The 20,497-nt window shown below is 73.6% G+C and carries 13 protein-coding genes; 9 read left to right on the forward strand and 4 right to left on the reverse strand.

All coding sequences use genetic code 11. From position 1 onward, the window contains the following. Positions 1-34 precede the first annotated feature (34 nt). The 3 genes from AB0B35_RS02645 (at position 35) to AB0B35_RS02655 (ending at position 7,641) form a co-directional block, all read left to right on the forward strand. Positions 35-1,600, forward strand: a complete 1,566-nt coding sequence (locus tag AB0B35_RS02645; protein WP_361039827.1) for an FAD-binding oxidoreductase — start codon at positions 35-37, stop codon at positions 1,598-1,600. A 156-nt stretch (positions 1,601-1,756) separates the two neighbouring features. Continuing rightward, positions 1,757-2,635, forward strand: coding sequence for a DUF4132 domain-containing protein (locus AB0B35_RS02650; RefSeq protein WP_361039829.1), 879 nt, complete (start codon positions 1,757-1,759; stop codon positions 2,633-2,635). Continuing rightward, positions 2,632-7,641, forward strand: coding sequence for a hypothetical protein (locus tag AB0B35_RS02655; protein WP_361039832.1), 5,010 nt, complete (start codon positions 2,632-2,634; stop codon positions 7,639-7,641). The genes AB0B35_RS02650 and AB0B35_RS02655 overlap by 4 nt, the downstream gene beginning before the upstream one ends. Positions 7,642-7,710: 69 nt before the next feature. On the opposite strand, the gene AB0B35_RS02660 is transcribed toward AB0B35_RS02655, so the two are convergent. Beyond that, entirely contained in the window at positions 7,711-9,390 is a 1,680-nt protein-coding gene (locus tag AB0B35_RS02660) for an AbgT family transporter (RefSeq protein ID WP_361039834.1), read from the reverse strand. Between the two features lie 96 nt (positions 9,391-9,486). Then, on the reverse strand, positions 9,487-11,022 hold the full coding sequence (locus AB0B35_RS02665; protein WP_361039837.1) for a leucyl aminopeptidase: 1,536 nt from the start codon (positions 11,020-11,022) through the stop codon (positions 9,487-9,489). A gap of 138 nt (positions 11,023-11,160) precedes the next feature. On the opposite strand from AB0B35_RS02665, the gene speB reads away from it, so the two are divergent. The 4 genes from speB (at position 11,161) to AB0B35_RS02685 (ending at position 16,993) form a co-directional block, all read left to right on the forward strand. Continuing rightward, on the forward strand, positions 11,161-12,195 hold the full coding sequence (gene speB / locus AB0B35_RS02670) for an agmatinase (protein WP_361039840.1): 1,035 nt from the start codon (positions 11,161-11,163) through the stop codon (positions 12,193-12,195). A 195-nt stretch (positions 12,196-12,390) separates the two neighbouring features. Continuing rightward, the gene (locus AB0B35_RS02675; protein WP_361039843.1) at positions 12,391-13,008 is read left to right on the forward strand and encodes a class I SAM-dependent methyltransferase; all 618 of its coding nucleotides are present in this window, start codon (positions 12,391-12,393) and stop codon (positions 13,006-13,008) included. A gap of 338 nt (positions 13,009-13,346) precedes the next feature. Then, positions 13,347-15,716 carry a glycoside hydrolase family 6 protein gene (locus AB0B35_RS02680; RefSeq protein ID WP_361039845.1) on the forward strand — a complete coding sequence of 790 codons (2,370 nt, stop codon included), beginning with the start codon at positions 13,347-13,349 and terminating at the stop codon, positions 15,714-15,716. A 368-nt stretch (positions 15,717-16,084) separates the two neighbouring features. Beyond that, positions 16,085-16,993, forward strand: a complete 909-nt coding sequence (locus AB0B35_RS02685; protein WP_361039847.1) for an MEDS domain-containing protein — start codon at positions 16,085-16,087, stop codon at positions 16,991-16,993. Between the two features lie 38 nt (positions 16,994-17,031). Here the strand turns inward: AB0B35_RS02685 and AB0B35_RS02690 are convergent, their stop codons facing one another. Continuing rightward, positions 17,032-18,063, reverse strand: coding sequence for a LacI family DNA-binding transcriptional regulator (locus AB0B35_RS02690; protein WP_361039849.1), 1,032 nt, complete (start codon positions 18,061-18,063; stop codon positions 17,032-17,034). Between the two features lie 80 nt (positions 18,064-18,143). Continuing rightward, positions 18,144-18,644, reverse strand: coding sequence for a hypothetical protein (locus AB0B35_RS02695; protein WP_361039852.1), 501 nt, complete (start codon positions 18,642-18,644; stop codon positions 18,144-18,146). A 201-nt stretch (positions 18,645-18,845) separates the two neighbouring features. Between AB0B35_RS02695 and AB0B35_RS02700 the strand changes: the two genes are divergently transcribed. After that, positions 18,846-20,105: an MFS transporter gene (locus AB0B35_RS02700; protein ID WP_361039855.1), complete on the forward strand. Its 1,260-nt coding sequence runs from the start codon at positions 18,846-18,848 to the stop codon at positions 20,103-20,105. Between the two features lie 79 nt (positions 20,106-20,184). After that, positions 20,185-20,484, forward strand: coding sequence for a DUF2795 domain-containing protein (locus AB0B35_RS02705; protein ID WP_361039858.1), 300 nt, complete (start codon positions 20,185-20,187; stop codon positions 20,482-20,484). The last annotated feature ends 13 nt before the right edge of the window (positions 20,485-20,497 follow it).

Here is a 20,497-nt window from a genome sequence, read left to right on the forward strand (position 1 = left end):
GCTGTGAGCAGCGACGACACGAGTGGAGAACGGTATGGGCGACGGAACCGGCCGGGAGCGGTCGTGGTGGGGCTGGGGCTGGGCTGATCAGGCGGTGGACGCCGAGGGATGCGCGAAGCTGGCGCGGCGGGTGGGCCCGTTCCTGCCGCTGGACGGGGAGCTGATGCCGGTCCCCGCGGTGCCGGAGTTGCCGCCGTCGCGGCTGCGGCCACCCGCGCGCGTCGCCACGCTGTGCCGCGACGACGCGCGGACCCGGGCCGCGCACGCGTACGGCCGCGCGTACCGCGACGTGGTCCGGCTGCTGCACGGCGTGCTGGACAACCCGCCGGACCTGGTCGCCTACCCGCGTGACGAGCAGGACCTGATCGCGGTGCTCGACTGGGCCGCGGACGCGGGCACCCCGGTCGTGCCGTTCGGCGGCGGCACCAGCGTCGTCGGCGGCGTCGAGTACCGCGGTGGCGGCCCGTGGCTGTCGCTGGACCTGGCCGGCCTGTCCGGGGTGGTCCAGGTCGACGAGGTCAGCCGGGCCGCGCTGATCCGCGGCGGCACGTTCGGCCCCGACCTGGAGGACGCGCTGCGCCCGTACGGCCTCACCCTGCGGCACTTCCCGCAGAGTTTCGAGTTCTCCACCTTCGGCGGCTGGCTGGCCACCCGCGCGGGCGGCCACTACGCCACCGGCTACACCCACATCGACGACCTGGTCGAGGCGATGCGGGTGGTGACCCCGGCCGGGATCGCCCAGTCGCTGCGCGTGCCCGCCTCCGGCGCGGGCCCGTCGCCGGACCGCTTCTGGCTGGGCTCCGAGGGCATCCTCGGCGTCATCACCGAGGGCTGGGCCCGCGTCCAGCAGCGCCCGACGTTCCGCGCCGGGTCCGCGCTGCGATTCATCGAGTACGCCGACGCCCTGCGCGCCGTGCGGGCGGTCGCCCAGTCGGGCCTGCGCCCGGCGAACTGCCGCCTGCTCGACCCGCTCGAAGCGATGCTCGGCGCGGCGGCCGCGGACGGGTCGAGCCGGCTGCTGCTGGGCTTCGAGTCCGCCGACCACCCGGTCGACGCGCTGCTCGCGCGGGCCGTCGAGCTGTGCCGCGAACACGGCGGCGTCGTCGAGGACGCGGCGCAGGACAGCACCGGGCGCTGGCGGGACACCTTCGTCGGCGCGCCGTACCTGCGGGACGGGCTGGCCCGGCTCGGGGTGGTGGTGGAGACGTTCGAGACGGCGTGCACGTGGGAGACGTTCGAGCCGCTGCACGCCGCGGTGATCGAGGCGGTCGCGTCGGCGGGCGAGTCCGAGACGGGCAGCCCGGCGCTGGTCACCTGCCGGTTCACGCACGTGTACCCGGACGGCCCGGCACCCTATTTCACCGTGTACGCGGCCGGCCGGCGCGGCGGCGAGGTGGCGATCTGGGACGCGCTCAAGCGGGCGGCCGGTGACGCCATCGCGGCGAACGGCGGCACGATCACCCATCACCACGCCGTCGGCCGCGACCACCTGCCCTGGTACACGGGGCAGCGGCCGGAGCCGTTCGCGCTGGCGCTGCGGGCCGCGAAGTCCGCTGTGGACCCTGCGGGCGTGCTCAACCCGGGCGTGCTGCTGCCCTGATCAGGGCAGTAAGAAGCCCGCTTCGGCGATCACGGGGGAAACCGTCGAAGCGGGCTTGCAAGCGAAGGTACCTCGTTTTCCCGCTCGACGCCATCCCTGTCTTCAGGAATTTCTGCGTAAGCAACTTGTCAGTCGGCGGTGGCACAATCCCCGCTCGTGAACGGGGATACGGCGACGGGCTGGCTGCCCGCCGGCTCGGGCTACGAGGTGGCGCTGAGCAGCGGACGGATCGTGGCGCGCAACGCGCAGGGGGCACGCCTCAAGAGCATGCCGCCCGTGCTGAAGGACGATCCGGCCGTGGCCGGACTGCGGCAGCTGCGCGACTGGCTGGCCCGGCACGAGGCACAGGTCCGCGCCGACGTCGAGCGCTGGATGGTGCACAGCCTGCCGGTCACCGCGCGACTGCTGGCCACCGTCTGGGCCGACGACGCCTGGCGCGCCGAACTGCGCGACCTCATCGTCACGCCGTACGGCCAGGACGGGCCCGACCTGGACCGCGCCGGTTTCCTGCGCGACGTGGACCCGGCCCGGGGCATCGGCGTGGTCGACCTCGACGGCGAGTCGGCATGGCTGTCCGCCGAGCGGTTCACCATCCCGCACCCGGTGCTGCTGGCCGACCTCGACGAACTGCGCGAGTTCGCCGTCGAGCTGAACATGGGGTCCTCGCAGCTGTTCCGGGACGTGCACGACAAGCCCGCCGACGCCGCCGGGCAGGCCGCGGCCATCGCCCGGTACGAGGGCGCGCACTACGCGCAGCAGCGGCTCCTGACCTCGCGGGCGATCGCGCTCGGCTACCTGGTGCGCGCCGGCACGGTCCGCTGCCGGATCCGGGAGGACGGCCACACGATCGACGCCACGGTGTGGGCGGGCGAGAGCTACCCGGGCGAGCCCGCCTGGACCGGCGCGCTGCAGTTCGCCGACGCGCAGGGCCGCGCCATGCCCACCGCTGACGTGCCGCGTATCGCCTGGTCCGAGGGTGTCCGGCTGGCCGCCGCGCTGCACGCCGGCCGCACCGTCACCGAGGAGGGGTCATGACCGAGCAACTGCTCGACGCCGGTGCGGTGCTGCCCGGCTCCGGTCCGCGCGTCCCCGGCGTCGCCGTGCTGACGGGGCGCTCCTACACGCACCCGGCGCTGCCCGGCCGGACCGTGGTGCGCCTGGCCGGCGAACCGCTCGGCCCGGCCGAGGACCAGAGCATGGAGTACCTCGGCTTCACCCAGGCCGGGGCCGTGCCGGTGGGGCACGCGCGGGTGCGGGCGCTCGGCTTCCCCGATTGGGTGCTGGTCAACGACCCGGCGCGCGGCGGCGAGGCGCTGGCCCTGGTGAAGGACCTGGAACGGTTGGCCCGGCTCGCGAAGTCCAAACCGGGCAACGCCCGCGACGGATATGACACCATCGCCCGCCGCCTCGCCGCGACCGCACCGCACTTCCTGCCGACCTTCTGGGAGCAGGCCGGGCGGGCGTACCTCGCCGCGGAGAACCTCCGCCAGGCGGCGACCTGCTTCGGCCTGGCCCGCCGCGCGGAGCGGGAGCACGGGCCGGCCGTCGACGAGGACCGGCTGCGCGACGTGCACCTGGAGTTCGCGCTCGCGGGTGCGCTGACCGTCAAGGCGCTCACCGAGTACGCCCGGGACCTGCGCCGACGTCGGCCCGGCGGGGAGGCGTACCGGCTGGTGCGTGAGATCGCGGTGCGGCGGGTCGCGGGCGGGCTGCCGCCGGGCGCGGGCTTCGCCGGGGAGCTGCGCGCGCTGGCGAAGGCGGCCGGGCTCGACGCCGCCGCCGAGGACGAGGCGCTGCTCGGCGACCTGCTTCCGCTGCCTGCCGTGGCGCAGGCGCACGCGGGCTTCTGGAAGGCGTACCGCCCGGTGCTGCAGCGGCTGGCCCGGCGCGACCCGGACGTGCCCGCCCGGCTGCTGGCGCTGCTCCCCGCCCGCGAGGACGCGCAGTTGTGCGAGCAGTGGCTGGAGCTGCTGGAGTCCACCGGGGCCGTCGCGCTGCTGGCCGCCGCGGACGGGCCGGACGCCGCGTCCTGGCTCGAGCGGTTCGTCCAGCACCGCGACAGCGGCTACCAGCACCCGCTCACCCGCAGCCCGCGACTGGCGGCACTGATCGAACGGCTCGCGCCGCGGCTGCGCGCGGCGGGTCATCCTCTGCGTCTCACCCCGCCTCTGCAGTCGTTCCGCATCGACCTGGACCTGCTCGACGCCTGCCGGGCGCAGGGAATCCCGGTCGAGGTCGACACCGACACGCTGCCGGTGCGGCGCTGGGCCGAGACGGTTGGCGACGGACGCCGGGATCTCGCCGCGGTGGCGGCCGACCCCGCACTGCTGCCCGCGCTCACCCGCGGCGCGTGGGACCTGCTGGGTCTAGGCCTGGACTCCGAGCCGTTCGGCCAGGGCCGGCTGCGCCGCCTCCCGCTGGTGCTGGAGATTGCCGGGTTGGCCACCGCGCTGCGTGACGGCCTCGCCGTCTTCGCGGCGCAGGCGCAGGGCACCACACTGGCCGGGCTGGAGGCGGTGACCAGGTCCCTAGCTCCGTTGTGGAACGCGCAGGGCGTGACGGTCGCGCCGGGCGACCTGCGCCGGCTGGCCACCCTGGACATGGCCGGGGTATTGGCGCGCACCCTGCGTGCGGGCCTGGTCAGCGAGCTGGGCTGGCCGGCGTACGAGACGGCGGCGACCCCACTGAAACGGGTCGAGCCCACCGACAGCTGGCCCGCGCTGGTCCTCACCGACCAGACCCGGCTGGTCCGGGTGCGCCCCGACGGCCGATCCGACGAGCACGACGTGCAGGTCCCGGCCGACTCGGCCTGGCACCACCGCGCGATCGACGGCCGCGACCTCGACGGGCGCCTGCTGGTGACCGGGGCCCGCGAGAACGGCGAGCGCTGGGGCTACTGGGCCGACAACCCGCACGACGTGTTCCCGGCCCGTCTCGGCGAGCGCGACTGGTCGGGCGCGCCCATGCCGCAGCTGCCGTTCCCCGGCGGCGTCACCACCGGCGGGCGGCCCTGGTCCGGCGGCCACGAACCGCACGTCTACCAGGTGAGCAGCGACGGCTCCACGTACTGGCGCAACGAGCGCGAACCGCGGGTGCCCGGCCAGGTGCACACGTGGCGGTGGCGCGAGTACGACCCGGCGACCGGTGTCGGCGGCCGGGTCGGCCTGCCCGCGTTCTTCGAGCGGGACGCACCGTTGGACGGCCGTCTGGTGACGCGGTGGTCCTGGGTGCGGCCCGCGCCGGAGGCGTTCGCCGGATCGCCGCTCGGCTGCGCGGACGGGCTGCTGGGCTGGCGGCTGTTCCAGCTCGACGACGGCACGCAGCTGGGACAGGCGACCGACGGGCGCACCGTGCGCTGGCGGCCCACCGTGCACTCGGGGGACCAATACCTCGTCGGCGCGCTGCGGCTGCCCGGTGACGAACGCCCCCGTCCGGTCACCGCCCGCGTGATCAGCTACCCGCGCGCCGCCGACCTGACCGTCACGGTCTGGGACGCCGACGGCGCCCACCCGGTCCAGCAGTGCGCCGCCTCGCACACCCGGCCGCCGTTCACGTACTGGCACGGGCTGCGGCCGCGGGATGAGCGCGGCTCCGCGGCGCTGCGGGCGGTCACCCCGGAACTGGCCGCTGCGCTGCTGGCGGACGTGTCGGGCGGGGTCAACGCGCGCCTGGACGAGCTGATCCGCGTCGCGATCCGCCGGCACCTGCCCGAACTCCACGACGAGGTGCTGCGCCGGGCCGTCCGCGACACGATCCGCACCACCGTCCGGCTCCGCGACCACCTCGCCACCCTGTCCCGCCTGCTCGACCAGCACGCCCCGCTGGGAACGCCGGGCATGACCGCCGGTAGCGAACCTGTCGACGGGCCATCCGCCGCGCCGCAGGAACCGGCCGAGCGCCTACCCGCAGTCGGCCCTTCGTCGGCTGCCACAGCAGACACTCGCGGGCCGGAAGCCTCGCTGTCGACGCCCGAGGCCGACTCGGCCGGGCCCGGCTCGATCACCCGCACACCAGCCTCCGCGCCCGACACGACCGACCGCGCGCTGGCGGACGCGCTCGGCGCACTCGTCGACTGGAAGAGCCGCTACTACTACGGCGCTCAGGAGGCGAGGACCGCGGTCCTCGGCCAGCTCGCCGCACTGACCCGGGCATTGTCCGAGGCTCCCGGCAAGAGCACCGGCACGACGGAGGAGGCCGCCGCCGGGGCCGCCGCCGCGTCGGTCGCCATGCCGAACGCCGAGTCGCCGTGGCCGAAGCTGCTGCCAGGGCTGGGCGCGGTGCTGACGGTCGCCGCGTCCCCGACGACGACACCGGGTCGCCGGGCCGCGCTCGCCCGGCTGCTGCGGGCGTTCGCGGACTCGCCCTTCGCCGCGCCCGACCCGCGCCTTCGCTTCGTCGAACTGGCGGTCACTGACGACTACCGCTACGCCGACGAGGTCCATGCGGGTGAGCGCCGGATCGTGTTCCTGTCCGGCAACCGCCACCGCCTCACCGTGGACGGCCGGGTGCAGATGTCGATCCGGTACGCCGTCGACCGGTGCCCGGAGGCGGCCTTCGCCCCGATCCACGGGCTGGAGGTCCGCGCCGCGATCCACCGGGCGGGCTGGGGCGATGCGGCACGACTGCGGGCCGCCGGCGACCTGCTCGACGGCACCGGCTCGGGTGGCGCGCCGTGGCGGCCCGAGCCGGCCGTCCGGCTGGCCGAGCTGACCGGTCTGACCCGGGCCGAGGCCGCGCTGCTGCTGGCAGGGTTGCCGATCAGCGACGACGAGCCCGCGCTCGCCCCGGCGCAACGGGAGGCGCTGGGTTTGTCCGCGGCGAACGCGCGGCTGGCCGTCGACCGGTGGCGGAAGGTCGCGCACGAGCACCGCATCGCGCTGCTGGACGCGGCCGTGCCCGCCGACCCGGCGCGGCTGTGGGAGCACGGGCCTGACGTGGACGCGGTCGCGGCGGCGTGGGTCGCGCGGTTCGGGCGGCGTACGCCGATCACGGAGGAGCTGCTGATCGAGGCCGACCGGGTGATCCCGGGCGGGAACGGGGCCGACGTGCTGCGCGCGGTCATCGACCCGGAACCTGATGGCTGGCTGCACACCGACGGGGCGAGTGAGGCGTACGAGTGGCACCTGGCCACGAAGGCCGAGCGGGGTGACTCGTTCGACGAGAAGCGGCTGACCGCGGTCGCGGCGGCGCTGGCCTGGCTCGCGTACCGGCTGCCGGCGGGCGACCCGCACCGCGGTCGGCTTGCCCACGCGCTGGGCCTGGTGCGGCAGCGGCTGGCCAACCCGAGGCTGGCCGTCGGCACGGCGGTGCACTCACGCGCGCTGGTGCCCGACGACCTGCCGGGGCTGTGGCGCAGCCACGACCACGGCACGCGCGGGGCGTACCACCTGCTGCCCTCCGCGATCGCCACGCCGGACGCCCCGGCGCTGGCCCTGGGCCAGCCCGACGTCGCCGCGGCACTGCGCCTGCTGCGCGACCCCGCCCTGGCTGCGGCCATCAGCGCCGACACGACGCGGCCCGCGGTGGGCGGTGACGGCACGGGGCCCACGGAAGGCGGCGGCGCGCGATCCGCGGAATGCGGTGACGGAGCGCGCGCCGGCGGAGGGAAGGAACCCTCCCCGGTGGCGTACCTGCAGGATCCGAGGGTGAGCGTGCCGGACCTGGTGGCGGCCGTGGCGGCGGCACACGGGTTGGCGGCGGAGGCTGCCGCGTACTACCTCCAGCTGCTGGCACTGCCCGACCCGACCGACGCCAACGCGGCCCGCTGGCTGGGCGTCACCACGGCGCGGCTGAAGCCGCTGCGGGCGGCTCTGGTCGCGGCGGGGCTCGTCGTCGAGGCGCGGCGCGAGCGGGCGGGCCGCGCGGTGTTCCTGCCGGGCGGGTGGCTGAACCTCAAGGCCCCCGCGCTGCCGCTCGAAGCGTCGAAGGCCCCGCTGCTGGGGCTGCGCCCCGACACCGCACCGCCGCTGGGCACGGCACTGCTCGGCCGCCCGGTCGCCGACCTGTTCCGCGACGCGTGGGCGGCGCGGGCAGGTGCATGATCACTGTCTCAGGTCAGGAAGCGCGGTCGGACCGCGCTTCCTGACCTGAAACGACGGTCACCAGCCCGGCTACCCCAGCTCGACCGGCGCGCCCGGACCGAGCGGGATGCCCAGCAGATACCAGACGACGAAGAACAGCGTCCAGGCCACCGCGATGATCAGCATGTACGGGATCATCAGCGAGATCACCGTGCCGACCCCGGCCTCCTTCTTGTACTTCTGCGCCAGCAGCACGATGAACGGCAGGTACACCATCAGCGGGGTGACCACGTTCATCGGCGAGTCGGCGACCCGGTAGGCGGCCAGCACGGTCTGCGGCGCCACGCCCAGGCGCAGGAACAGCGGCACGAAGATGGGCGCGAAGATGGCCCACTTCGGGATCACGCCCGGGATGATGATGTCCAGCACCAGCACCACCAGGATGAACCCGATGAGCAGCCACAGCGGTCCGATGTTGGCGCGCTCCAGCCCATCGGCCATCTTCACCGCCGCGACGGTGGCCATGTTGGTGTAGTTGAAGTACGCGATGAACTGGGCGATCACCAGCAGCATGAAGATCAGGCCGCCGAGCCCGGCGAACGTCTTCGTGATCGCGTCCATCGCGGCCGCGCTGCCCTTGAGCGTGCCCGCGCCCGCGCCGTAGCACAGGCCGCAGACCAGGAAGACCAGCATGATGATGAAGATCAGGCTGTCCATCAGCGGCGAGTCCTCGACCAGGCTGCCGGTGACCGGGTTGCGCAGGATGCCCCACGGCTTGGGCGGCACGGACAGCAGCAGGAGCACCGCCAGCACGGCGAGCAGACCCCAGAACGCGTACCGCAGCCCGCGGGCCTGGGCGGCCGGGGGCGCGTCACCCTCGACCGGCGCCGCTTCGGGGATGTCGGTGGCCTCGTGCGACACGGCTCCGGTGTACTTGCCCAGCCGCGGCTCGATGACCTTCTCGGTGATGAAGGTGATCAGGAACGCCAGGAAGATGGTGGAGCCGATGGCGAAGAACATGTTCGCGGTGAGGCTGATCTTCCGGGCCGGGTCGGCCAGCGCGACCGCCTCGTTGGTGATCTCGGTGATGATGCCGTCGGTCGGCGTGATGAGCACGTTCACCATGAAAGTGCCGCCGACCGCGCCGAACGCGGCGGCGAGCCCGGCCAGCGGATGCCGCCCGACGCTCATGAAGGCGACCGCGCCGAGCGGGATCAGCACCAGGTAACCGGCGTCGGAGGCGATCGACGACAGGATGCCGACGAGCACGATGATGAAGGTCAGCGACCACGGCGGGGCGACCGCGACCAGTTTGCGGATCAGCGCGCCGATGAGCCCGGCCCGTTCCGCCAGGCCGACGCCGATCATGGCGACGAGGATGACGCCGACGACGCCGAAGTTGGTGAAGTTGGTGACCGCCGAGGTGAAGATGAACCGGATGCCGTCCGCGGTGAGCAGGCTCTTGATCGCGGTGGTCTCGGTGTGCGTCTTCACCTCGGGGTGGTAGAACTCCTCCGGCGGGATGTCCAGCGAGGGCTGCTGGGTGCCGCCGGGATAGGTCTCCTGCGCCACGATCGGCGCGGGCGCGGCCGACTCGTAGGTGACCTGCACGCCCATCGCCGCGAAGATCGCGGACAGCACGATGATCACGCCGATCAGGATGAGGAAGATCATCACCGGGTGCGGCACCTTGTTGCCGACCTTCTCGACCCCGTCCAGCATCCGCTGGGTGAACGGGCGCTTGCCGGCGGACGCGGTCGCTGCGGTCATGCCTCCTCCTCGCTGCGCTCGTCGTCGGCATGAGCCAGTGCTGCCATGGCTCGCTCGCTGCGCTCGCTCACGCCTGTTCTCCCATGGTTCGCCCGCTCATGCCCGGCCCGCGGCGGTCGGCGGGTCCGATTCGGGGCGCCGGAAGGCCAGCGCGAGGTCCAGCAGCAGGCGCGCGCCGAACCCGGTGCAGCCCTGCGGGAGCCAGCCGCGCGCGGTGTCGTTCTGCGCGGTGCCGGCGATGTCGAGGTGCGCCCACGGGGTGCCCGCCACGAACTCCTCCAGGAACAGCGCGGCATGGATCGCCGCGGCGTTCGGGCCGCCCATGTTCTTGAGGTCGGCGACGTCGGAGTCCAGCTCGCCGCGGTAGCGGTGCGCCATCGGCAGCTGCCAGACCGGCTCGCCGACCCGCGTCGCGGCGGCGCGCACCTGGTCCACCAGGCCCTGGTCGTTGCCGAACACCCCGGCGATCTGCGCGCCGAGCGCCCGCAGGCAGGCCCCGGTCAGCGTGGCGATGTCGACGATCGCGTCCACCGGCTCCTCGGTGGCCAGCACCAGCGCGTCGGCCATCACCAGGCGGCCCTCGGCGTCGGCGTTGACCACCTCGACGGTGGTGCCGCCGCGGATGGTGAGCACGTCACCGAGCTTGGTCGCGCTGCCCGAGGGCATGTTGTCGGTGCACATCAGGTAACCGGTGACCGCGACGGGGCAGTCCAGCTCGCGCAGCAGCGCCATCGCGGCGAGGATGGCTGCCGCGCCGGACATGTCGTTCTTCATGGTCGCGTGGACCGCGTCGGCCGGCTTGAGGCTGATGCCGCCGGAGTCGTACATGATGCCCTTACCGACCAGCGTCAACCGGGGCACGTCGGGGTCGCCCTCGGGGCGGTAGCGCAGCTTGATCATGCGTGGTTCGTCGACGCTGCCGGCGTTCACCCCGAGCAGGCCGCCGCAGCCCAGCTCGACGAGCGCGTCCCGGTCGTACACCTCGACGGACAGCCCGCTGTCCGCGCCGAGTTGCACGGCGACGCCGCCCAACCGGTCCGCGGTGAGCAGGCTCGGCGGCGAGTTGGCCAGGTCGCGGGCCAGCGCGGCGGCGCGGGCGTACGCGAGCCCGCGGCGCACCCCGTCCCGCACCGCCTGGACGTCGTCCGCCGCGGCCACCAGGGTGAGCGCCGTGACCGGCGGCGCGGGTTCCTTCTTGAGCACCTCGAAGCGATACCGGGCGAGCAGCACACCCTCGACCGCGGCCTGACCGGCCGTCTTCGGTGCCACGCCGGTCATCGCGTCCAGCGCCAGCACCAGCCGTCCGGCGGTGCCCACGGCGCGGGCGAAGGCGGCGGCCGCGTCGCGCAGCCCGTCGCCGTCGAGCTTCGCCGGGTCCCCCGCACCGACCGCGACCAGGGCCGGTCCGCCCGGCTGCGGCAGGGCCAGCGCCTGTCCGATCCCGCCGGTGAACCCGGCCCCGGCCAGGGCGTCCCGGTCCACACCCAGCGCCTGCGGCACCGCGCCCGAGGTGGCCACCAGCACGCCCCTCGGCGCGTCCCCCGCGTCGAGGTCACCGGCGGCGACGACGGCGACCTCGGGAACACGCGTCCAGGAGGGGACGGGGTCGAAACCTGTCGCCGTCGCTGTCATCCCACCGCTCCTTCATGCCGACGGCGTCCCACACCGGTCCATCGCAGTCCTGAAGCACAGCATCACGGCTCTCGGGAGAATTTGAGGCCGTTTTGCAGGGATTGGTCGGTCGGCCGGGCCACCGGCGAGAATGGAGGCGTGACCCGCTACGGCGCGCAGTACGGCCCGGACTTCACGTTCCTCGGGGTGCCCCGCTGCGACTGGGCCGACCCGGCCACGTACGCCGAGGCCGACGTGGTGATCCTGGGCGCGCCGTTCGACGGCGGCACCTCGCACCGACCCGGCACCCGGTTCGGGCCCAACGCCATCCGGGGCACCGACTACCTGCCGCACGACGGGTCGCGCCCGCACCTGGCGCTGCGCGTCGACCCGCTCGGCCCGGACCTGACCGTGTACGACGCGGGCGACCTGGAGCTCTACAGCGGCGAGGTGCTCCGCAGCTGCCAGAGCATCGAGGACGCGGTCGCCTTCCTCACCGGGCACGGGGTCATCCCGCTGGTGCTCGGCGGCGACCACACCATCACCTGGCCCGACGTCACCGGCGTGGCGAGGACGCGCGGCCACGGGCGGGTCTCGGTGATCCATTTCGACGCGCACGCCGACACCGGCGACATCACGTTCGGCTCGCTCTACGGCCACGGCCAGCCGATGCGCCGGCTGATCGAGTCCGGCGCGGTGCGCGGCGACCGCTTCCTCCAGCTCGGACTGCGGGGGTACTGGCCGGAGCCGCCGACCCTGGACTGGATGGCCGACCAGGGCATGCGCTCGTACCACATGAGCGAGATCGGCGCCCGGGGCCTGGACGCGGTGCTCGACGAGGCGTTCGCGATCGCCCTGGACGGCTGCGACGCGGTCTTCCTGTCCGTCGACATCGACGTGTGCGACCCGGCGCACGCCCCCGGCACGGGCACCCCCGAACCCGGCGGCCTCACCGCCCGCCAGCTGCTCGACGCCGTGTCCCGGATCTGCCGCACGCTGCCCGTGGCGGGCATGGACGTGGTCGAGGTGTCCCCGCCGTACGACCACGCCGAGATCACCGCGATGCTCGCCAACCGGGTGGTCCTGGAGGCCCTGTCCGGCCTGGCCCGCCGCCGCCACGACACCCGCACCGGCACCACCTGGGACCCCGCCACCCCCCTGCTCGACGGCCGCGGCTCCACCACCTCCGACTGACCGCCCGCCGCCTCAAGATCGTTCGACTTGCCAGGCACCTGTGCGTATCTTGACCGTCCATTCGCCCACCTGCCTGGCAAGTCGAACGATCAAGGACGCGCGGCGCGGGCCGCCGTGCGCGGGGCGGGGGCGCGGGCGCGGGCAGAACGGCGATCATGCGGCGGCCGTGCCGTCCGGGGCGGTAGGTTGGCGGCGATGGACGCCGAGGACTGGAACCGCCGCTACGCTGCCGCCGACCTGGTGTGGAGCCCCGAGCCGAACCGCTTCGTGGCCGCCGCGCTCGATGCGCTGCCGCCGGGCCGGGCGCTCGATCTCGCCTCGGGCGAGGGCCGCAACGCGCTGTGGCTGGCGGGCAAGGGCTGGCGGGTGACCGCGATCGACTACGCGCAGGTCGCGGTCGACAAAGGACGCGAGCGGGCCCGGCAGGACGGGCTCGACGTGGACTGGGTCGTCGGCGACGTGCTGGCGTACCGGCCTCCGGCGGAGGGCTTCGACCTGGTCCTGATCGCCTATCTGCAGCTGCCGCCGGATCAGATGGCGCAGGTCTGGGCGCTGGCGGCCCGCGCGGTCGCACCCGGCGGCACGCTGTTCGCGATCGGCCACGATCGCACCAACCTCACCCACGGCACCGGCGGCCCGCAGGACCCCGACCTGCTCTGGGCGCCCGAGGAGCTGACCCACCACCTGGCCGCGGACGGTCTCACCGTGGACCGGGCCGAGCGGGTGCAGCGCGAGGTCGCCACCGACGAGGGCGTACGGCAGGCCGTCGACGCCCTGATCCGGGCCCACGCCCCGATCCCCGACCTGCCCTGACAACTCGTTCCCGGAACGCCGCCGGGCGGATCTTGCCAGGTCATCATACGTCTTAGTTGTACGACCCGACTTTGTGCCAGATCCATCGACACTCATTGCGGTCCTGTTGCGACGGTGTGAAACTGCCATCACGCGTGCAGGGAGCCGAACCGCGCGACACGGCACCGAGGGCCCCGGTTCTCCGGGCGGCGCCGCGCACCGCTGTTACAGCTCGTCCGGGCTGTCCATTCCTTCCTGCGCCGGAACGTGCCGCCCGCCCGGTGGCCGCGTGCCCGCGCAGGCCCCGCACCGGTCCCACCACCATCGGACCGGTCCGGCCTGGCTCAAGGAGTACCCAAGTGAGGATTCCGATCAGATCCGCCGGACGCCGCCTGACGGCGCTGCTCGGCGCGAGCGCGCTGGCGGCCATTGGGCTGGTCGCCGTGGCCACGCCCGCACAGGCCGCCGTGTCCTGCCAGGTGACCTATACGAAAGCATGGGACAACGGCAGCGGCTTCGGCGCGAACATCAACATCACCAACACCGGCGACCCGCTGACCAGTTGGTCGCTGACCTGGACCTGGCCCGGCAATCAGGGCGGCATCCAGGGCTGGTCGGCCAACTACAGCCAGTCCGGGCAGAACGTCACCGCGACGAGCCTGTCCTACAACGGCAACCTGGCCACGGGTGCGTCCACCGGCATCGGCTTCAACGGCACCTACAGCGGCACGAACACCAACCCGAGCAACTTCGCGATCAACGGGGTCTCCTGCGGCGGCACCACGCCGACGGTGAGCCTGGTCGTGTCGCCGACGTCGCTGAGCGTGCCCGAGGGCGGCACCGCCACCTACGCCGTACGTCTGTCGGCCGCGCCGAGCAGCAACGTCACGGTCACCACGACCGCGGGTTCCGGTGACTCCAACCTCACTGTGTCGTCGGGCACCAGCCTGACGTTCACGTCGAGCAACTGGAGCACCAACCAGAACGTCACGCTGGCCGCGGCCGAGGACTCCGACACCACGAACGGCACCCGGCCGTTCACGGTGGCGTCGTCCGGGCTGACGTCGGTGACGGTCAACGCGACCGAGGCCGACAACGACGGCACCACGACCCAGTCGCTGGTGGTCTCGTCGACCAGCGTCAGCGTGCCGGAAGGCAGCACGGCGACATACACGGTGCGCCTGGCCGCGCAGCCGTCCGGCAACGTGACGGTGACCAACACGGCCGGCTCCGGTGACACCAGCATCACCGTGTCGTCGGGTGCGAGCCTGACGTTCACCACGAGCAACTGGAGCACCGCCCAGACGGTGACCCTGGCCTCGGCCGAGGACTCCGACACCACCGCCGGCACCCGGCCGATCACGGTCGCCTCCAGCGGCCTGACCTCGGTGACCGTCACCGCGACCGAGGCCGACAACGACGGCGGCACCGGCGGCCCGCGGGCCGACAACCCGTACGCCAACGCCGGCGTCTACGTGAACCCGCAGTGGCGGGCCAAGGCTCTCGCCGAGCCGGGCGGCAGCCGGATCGCCAACCAGCCCACCGGTGTGTGGTTCGACCGGATCAGCGCGCTGACCGGCAACGGCAGCCCGACCACGGGCACCATGGGCCTGGCCGACCACCTCGACCAGGCGGTCACCCAGGACGCGGCCAACGGCTCCACGCCGATGGTGATCCAGATCGTCGTCTACAACCTGCCCGGCCGTGACTGCGCCGCGCTGGCCTCCAACGGCGAGCTGGGCCCGACCGAGCTGGCCCGGTACAAGTCCGAGTACATCGACGTGATGGCGGGGATTCTGGCCCGCCCGGCGTACGCGAACCTGCGCATCGTGGCGATCATCGAGATCGACTCGCTGCCGAACCTGGTGACCAACGTCGGCGGCCGGGCGACCGCGACCGCGATGTGCGACACCATGCTCGCCAACCGCGGCTACGTCGACGGCGTCGGTTACGCGCTGAACAAGCTCGGCGCGATCCCGAACGTCTACAACTACATCGACGCGGCCCACCACGGCTGGGTCGGCTGGGACGACAACTTCGGGGCGACCGCGAACATGATGTTCACGGCCGCGACCGCGTCCGGCAGCACCGCCGCCAACGTGCACGGCTTCATCACCAACACCGCGAACACCTCGGCGCTGACCGAGCCGTACGTGGGCTCGGTGACCGAGCAGCTTCGCCAGACCACCTGGATCGACTGGAACCGGTACAACGACGAGCTGACGTTCGCGCAGGCGTTCCGGTCCCGGCTCATCCAGTCCGGGTTCTCGTCCAGCATCGGCATGCTGATCGACACCTCCCGCAACGGCTGGGGCAGCTGTGTCCAGACACCGTGCCAGCCGACGCAGGCCACCCGGCCCACGGCGGCGAGCACGTCGACCGACCCGAACACCTTCGTGAACCAGTCCCGTATCGACCGTCGTATCCACAAGGGCAACTGGTGCAACCAGGCCGGCGCCGGCCTCGGTGAGCGCCCGCGCTCCGCGCCCGCGACGGGCATCGACGCGTACGTCTGGATCAAGCCGCCGGGCGAGTCCGACGGCTCCAGCAGCCTGATCCCGAACGACGAGGGCAAGGGCTTCGACCGGATGTGCGACCCGACGTACCCGGGCAACGCCCGCAACGGCAACAGCATGTCCGGCGCGCTGCCCAACGCCCCCGTGTCGGGGCACTGGTTCTCCGCTCAGTTCCAGCAGCTGATGGCGAACGCGTACCCGCCGTTGAGCTGACCGCTACCGAGCGACGGTCCCGCATCCGCGTGGGTGCTCAGGATCGGGGCCGTCCTCGCGTCGACCGGCTGGCCCGGTCGACGGGAACCCCGCCGCCCCGGGCGCACCGGCGCGGCGGGTCTGTAGGGAGTGCCGCTGGGGCGGAAACTTGGGCCCCGCCGGCAGCGGCACGGCCGCCGGCGTCGTGAGAGCGACGCCGGCGGTCCGCGCCTTTCGCGCCGGTACGCCGCGAATCTTTTCCGCGAACCCGCGTTTAGCCGCCCACCCGTTGGGGTAACGCCCCCGCTATGGCATGGCAAGAGGTGCCCCCATGGCACGTGCCCCGCGCCGGCACGCCCATCGCACCACCGCTCCCGGCCGCGTGACGCATGTCCGCACCTGCACCACGCGAGCACGTCGGCTTCCCCTACCGCGGGGTCGCCGAGTACGTCAGCGGCACGCTGGCCTTCATCCACACCGCGCTGGACGCCGGACACCCGGTGCTGGTCGCCGTGCCCAGCGCGAAACTGGAGATCCTGCGGGACTGCCTCGGCTCGCACGCCGAGCGGGTGCGCTTCACCGACCTGACCGTCGCCGGCCGCAACCCCGGCCGCATCCTGCCCGGCGTACTGCTGGCCTTCGCTGACGAGTTCCCCGGCCGCCGGACGGCGGCCGTCGCCGAGCCGCTGTGGCCGGGCCGCAGCGCGCTGGAGTACCCGGCCTGCGTCGCGCACGAGGCGATGGTCAACCTCGCGTTCGCCGGTCGCGACGTGGCGCTGCTGTGCCCGTGCGACGCGGCCAATCTGGACCCGCACATGGTCTCCGACGCCCACCGCACCCACCCCGAGCTGCTGCTGCGCGGCGAGCGCCGGCCGAGCCCCGCCTACGGCGACCCGCGCCGGACGGCGGCCTCGTTCCATCCGCCGCTGCCCGCTCCCCCGCCCCACGCGGCGACGATGCGGTACGACGCCGTGCACGACCTGGCCGGGCTGCGCTCCTTCGTGACCGGTCACGCGGCCACCGCCGGGCTGAAGCCGGAGCGGCGCGACCTGCTCGCCGACCTGATCGAGGAACTGGCCGCCGGCACCCTCGCGCGCACCGACGGACCCGGCGCGGTGAGCATCTGGCCCGAACACGACCTCGTGGTGTGCCAGTTGCGCGACCACGGCCAGCTCACCGACCCGCTGGCCGCCCACGGTGCCGCCCTGCTGACCGCCCACCTGCACTGCGACCTGGTACGCGTGCACGCCCGCCCCGGCGCGACCACCATCCGCCTGCACCTGACCGCCCACGAGTGACCCGTCACCCGCGCCCGTCGTGCTGGCCAAGACGCGGGTCAGGCGGAGTCGCGGATGACGAGTTCGGTGGGCAGGACGGTGGCGAACTCGCCGGGCGGGTCCCCGGCTGCCGCCGAGAGCAGGCCCCGCACGCAGGTCGCGCCCATCAGCTCGACCGGCTGGCGCACCGTGGTCAGCGCCGGGCGCACCTGGGCGGCCAGCGCGTGGTCGTCGAACCCGACCACGGCGACGTCGTCGGGGATGCGCCGGCCGGCCTGGCGCAGGTAGCGCACCGCACCCGCGGCCATCACGTCGGACGCGGCGAACACCGCGTCGAGCTGCGGGCGCTGTTCGAGCAGCCGCTGCATGGCGTGCGCGGCGGACGCCTGGCTCCAGTCGCCGTACGCGACGGGCAGGTCGGTCAGTCCCGACGCCTGGATCGCGTCACGGTATCCGGCCAGCCGGTCCGCACCGGGGCCGGTGTCCGGCGGCGCGGCGATGTGCCCGATCGACCGGTACCCCTTGCCGAGCAGGTGTTCGACCGCCGCCCGCGCGCCGCCGCGGTTGTCGGCGTCCACATAGGGCAGCTGGTAGGGGTGCAGTGGCCGGCCGACCACGGTGATCGGCAGCCCGAGCGCGGCCAGCGAGCCGGACAGCGGCAGCGGGCCGTGATCCGACACGATGATCACTCCGGCCACGTTGCCGGCCCGCAGATAGCGCCCGACGGTCTCGGCCAGCGTGCCGGACACGTTCGTCACCAGCAGCGGCAGGTCGTAGCGGGCCAGTTCGGTCTCCACCGCGCCCAGGAAGCGGGCGAAGAACGGCTCGGTGAACACCAGCCGGTGCCCGGCGTGCACCACCGCCGCGACGGCCCGCGCCCCGGCGGACGTACGCCCCCAGGCGGCCCGGCGGCGGCGGTAGCCGAGGCGGCTCGCCGCGTCGCAGACCCGCTGGTACGCCTCGGCGCTGACCTGGCTGGAGTTGTTGAGCACCCGCGAGGCGGTCGCGATGGAGACACCGGCCGCGCGGGCCACCTCGGCCAGCGTGGCCGGCCCGCCCGGGTGCGGCGTGGAAGCGCTCCCGTCCGTCATTGGTGCACCATAACCCGCAGTTCCGGGGCGGCGGTAGGGTTCGCGCGGGCCATCGTCCGCAGTGGCCGGACGGGGCCGGTTCAGCCGGCGTAGACCAGGTCCATCGTGTCGGTGTGACCGGGCCAGCTCAGATACACCCGCCAGCAGCCCGCCCGCGGCAGGTCGATGATGGACGGTCCCGGCCCGCCGGAGACCTCGCGGAGCACCGGCTCGCCCGTGCCCGCGAGCCGCGCCTTGATCGTCAGGTCGCCCGGCTCGTACTTCTCCCGGGCCACCCAGAGGATCTTGTTGCTCACGCCGTCCTTGCGGTCGTGGGTCAGCGGGTGCCCGAACAGCACCGCGGCGATCTCGCCCTGCACACCGAGCACGTGCACGGCCCGCGCGTCCCCGCTGAACCCGGCACGCGCCCACTCCGGCAACGGCCCGTTCTCGATCTTGGTGGCGGAGCACCCCGGCGCGAGCGAAGGGGCCACCGGCGACGGGCTCGGCGCGGCGGACGGCGAACCCTGCTCCGTGCACCCGGCGGCGAACACGCCACAGGCGGCCAGAACAGCGGCGGAGCGCCTCAACAAAACGGTCATGGAAGTCTCTCCCGGATCCGGGGCGGGCGGTCACCGAAACGAGTCACGACACCCCCACCCGGTTCCACCCCCACCCGCGTCGATCATGAACTTATGGGTCATGTTCGACGGCGTGTCGCCCTCCTAACCTCATGATCGACCGCGCACCCCCGCCGTCGGGCAGCTTGACCTCAACCCTGGTTGAACTGGCAGGCTGTGCCGATGCGTGTGACGAAACGCCTGGTCCCGGCCGCCTACCGGGACGTCCTGCAGGTGACCGGGTTCCGTCGGCTGCTGTCTGGCGAGGCGGTCTCCTACCTCGGCGACGGCCTGAGCGTGGTCACCATCTCGCTGCTGGCCATCCGTATCGCCGCACCCGAGCAGGAGGCGCTGGTCGTCGGCGCGGCCGTCGCCGCGTACACGCTGCCCGCCGCGCTCGGCGCGCTGGCGCTGGCCCCGTGGCTGCGCCGCGTCGACGCCCGCACCCTGGTCACCGCAAACGCGCTGCTGCGGGCCGGCGGCCTGGGCGCGGCCGCGGTGCTGCACCTGCTCGGGCTGCTCTCCCCCGCCGGGTACGTCGCCCTGCTGGCGGTCTCGTCACTGCTCGTCGCGTGGGGCTCGGCCGGCACCTACACCCTGGTCAGCCGGCTCGTGCCGGACGAGCACCGGCTGCCCGCCAACACCCTGCTCGGCACCAGCCAGACCACCGCCATCATCGTCGGGCCACCGCTGGCCGGGCTCCTGGTCGCCGCCACCGGACCCGGCGTCGCCCTCGCCATCGACGCGCTGACCTACCTCGTGCTGGCCGCGCAACTGCGCCGCATCCCCGCCGGGGCCGCGCACGCCGAGCCCGAGGCGGCGGGCGCCACCGGCGGCTTCCGCCTGCTGGCCCGGCGACCCGAGCTGCTCGGCCTGCTCGCCCTCACCGCGGTCTTCTTCTTCCTGTACGGCCCCGTCGAGGTGGCGCTGCCGCTGTTCATCGTCGACACGCTGGGCCGCTCGGCGGGCTTCCTCGGCGTCTACTGGGCCGTGTTCGGGGTCGGCGCGCTGCTCGGCGGCCTGCTCGCGGGCGCGCTGCGGCGGGTGGCGCCGTGGCCGTTCACCATCGCGGTCATCGCGGGCTGGGGCGCGGCCCTGCTGCCGTTCGGGTTCACCACCTCGACCTGGATCACCCTGGTCGGGCTGGCCGCGGGCGGGATCATCTACGGGCCGTTCCCCGCGTTCAACATCACGCTGTTCCAGTCCGCGGCCGGCCCGGCCGACCTGCCCGCGGTGCTGGCCGCCCGAGGTTCGATCACCGTGGCGGCGGCCCCGATCGGGGCCGCGTTCGGCGGGCCGCTGGTGCACTGGCTCGGGCCGGGCGGCACGCTGCTGGCCTCGGGCGCGGCGACGGTGGCGCTGGCCGTGGTCGCGGGCGGCCTGCGGCTGGCGGGCACGGCCCGGCGGCGGCCCGCGCCGGTGCCCGCCCCGACCGCGGGCTGACCATCACGGCAGGCGCGCCCGGCGCAGGATTTTCCGGGAACAGGCCGTGTACGGCACGGCGACGGATCAGAGTCGAATGATGGAGAACCAAGCGTGGCTGCAGATGCAGCAAGCACTACGCGATATCGACTTTCCGGCTGATAAGCACGCAATCTTCGCGCACGTCATCGAATACACCAGCGATGGCGACGTGCTGAAGCTGGCGCGGACGCTGCCGCCGGAGGTCTACCGGAACATGTCCGAGGTGCGCAGCTCGGTCCGGCTCGACCCGTCGGTCGAGGAGGGCACCACGATCACGCAGAAGGCGGCACAGGCGCGCTCGCACAACAAGAAGGTCGCCTCGTACCTGCGCGAGGTCCCGAACACCGAGCTCAGCTGACCGGCGGAGCCGG

Origin of the sequence: Catellatospora sp. NPDC049133, assembly GCF_040648455.1 — a bacterium.
In the GTDB taxonomy this organism is placed as follows: Bacteria; Actinomycetota; Actinomycetes; order Mycobacteriales; family Micromonosporaceae; genus Catellatospora; species Catellatospora aurea.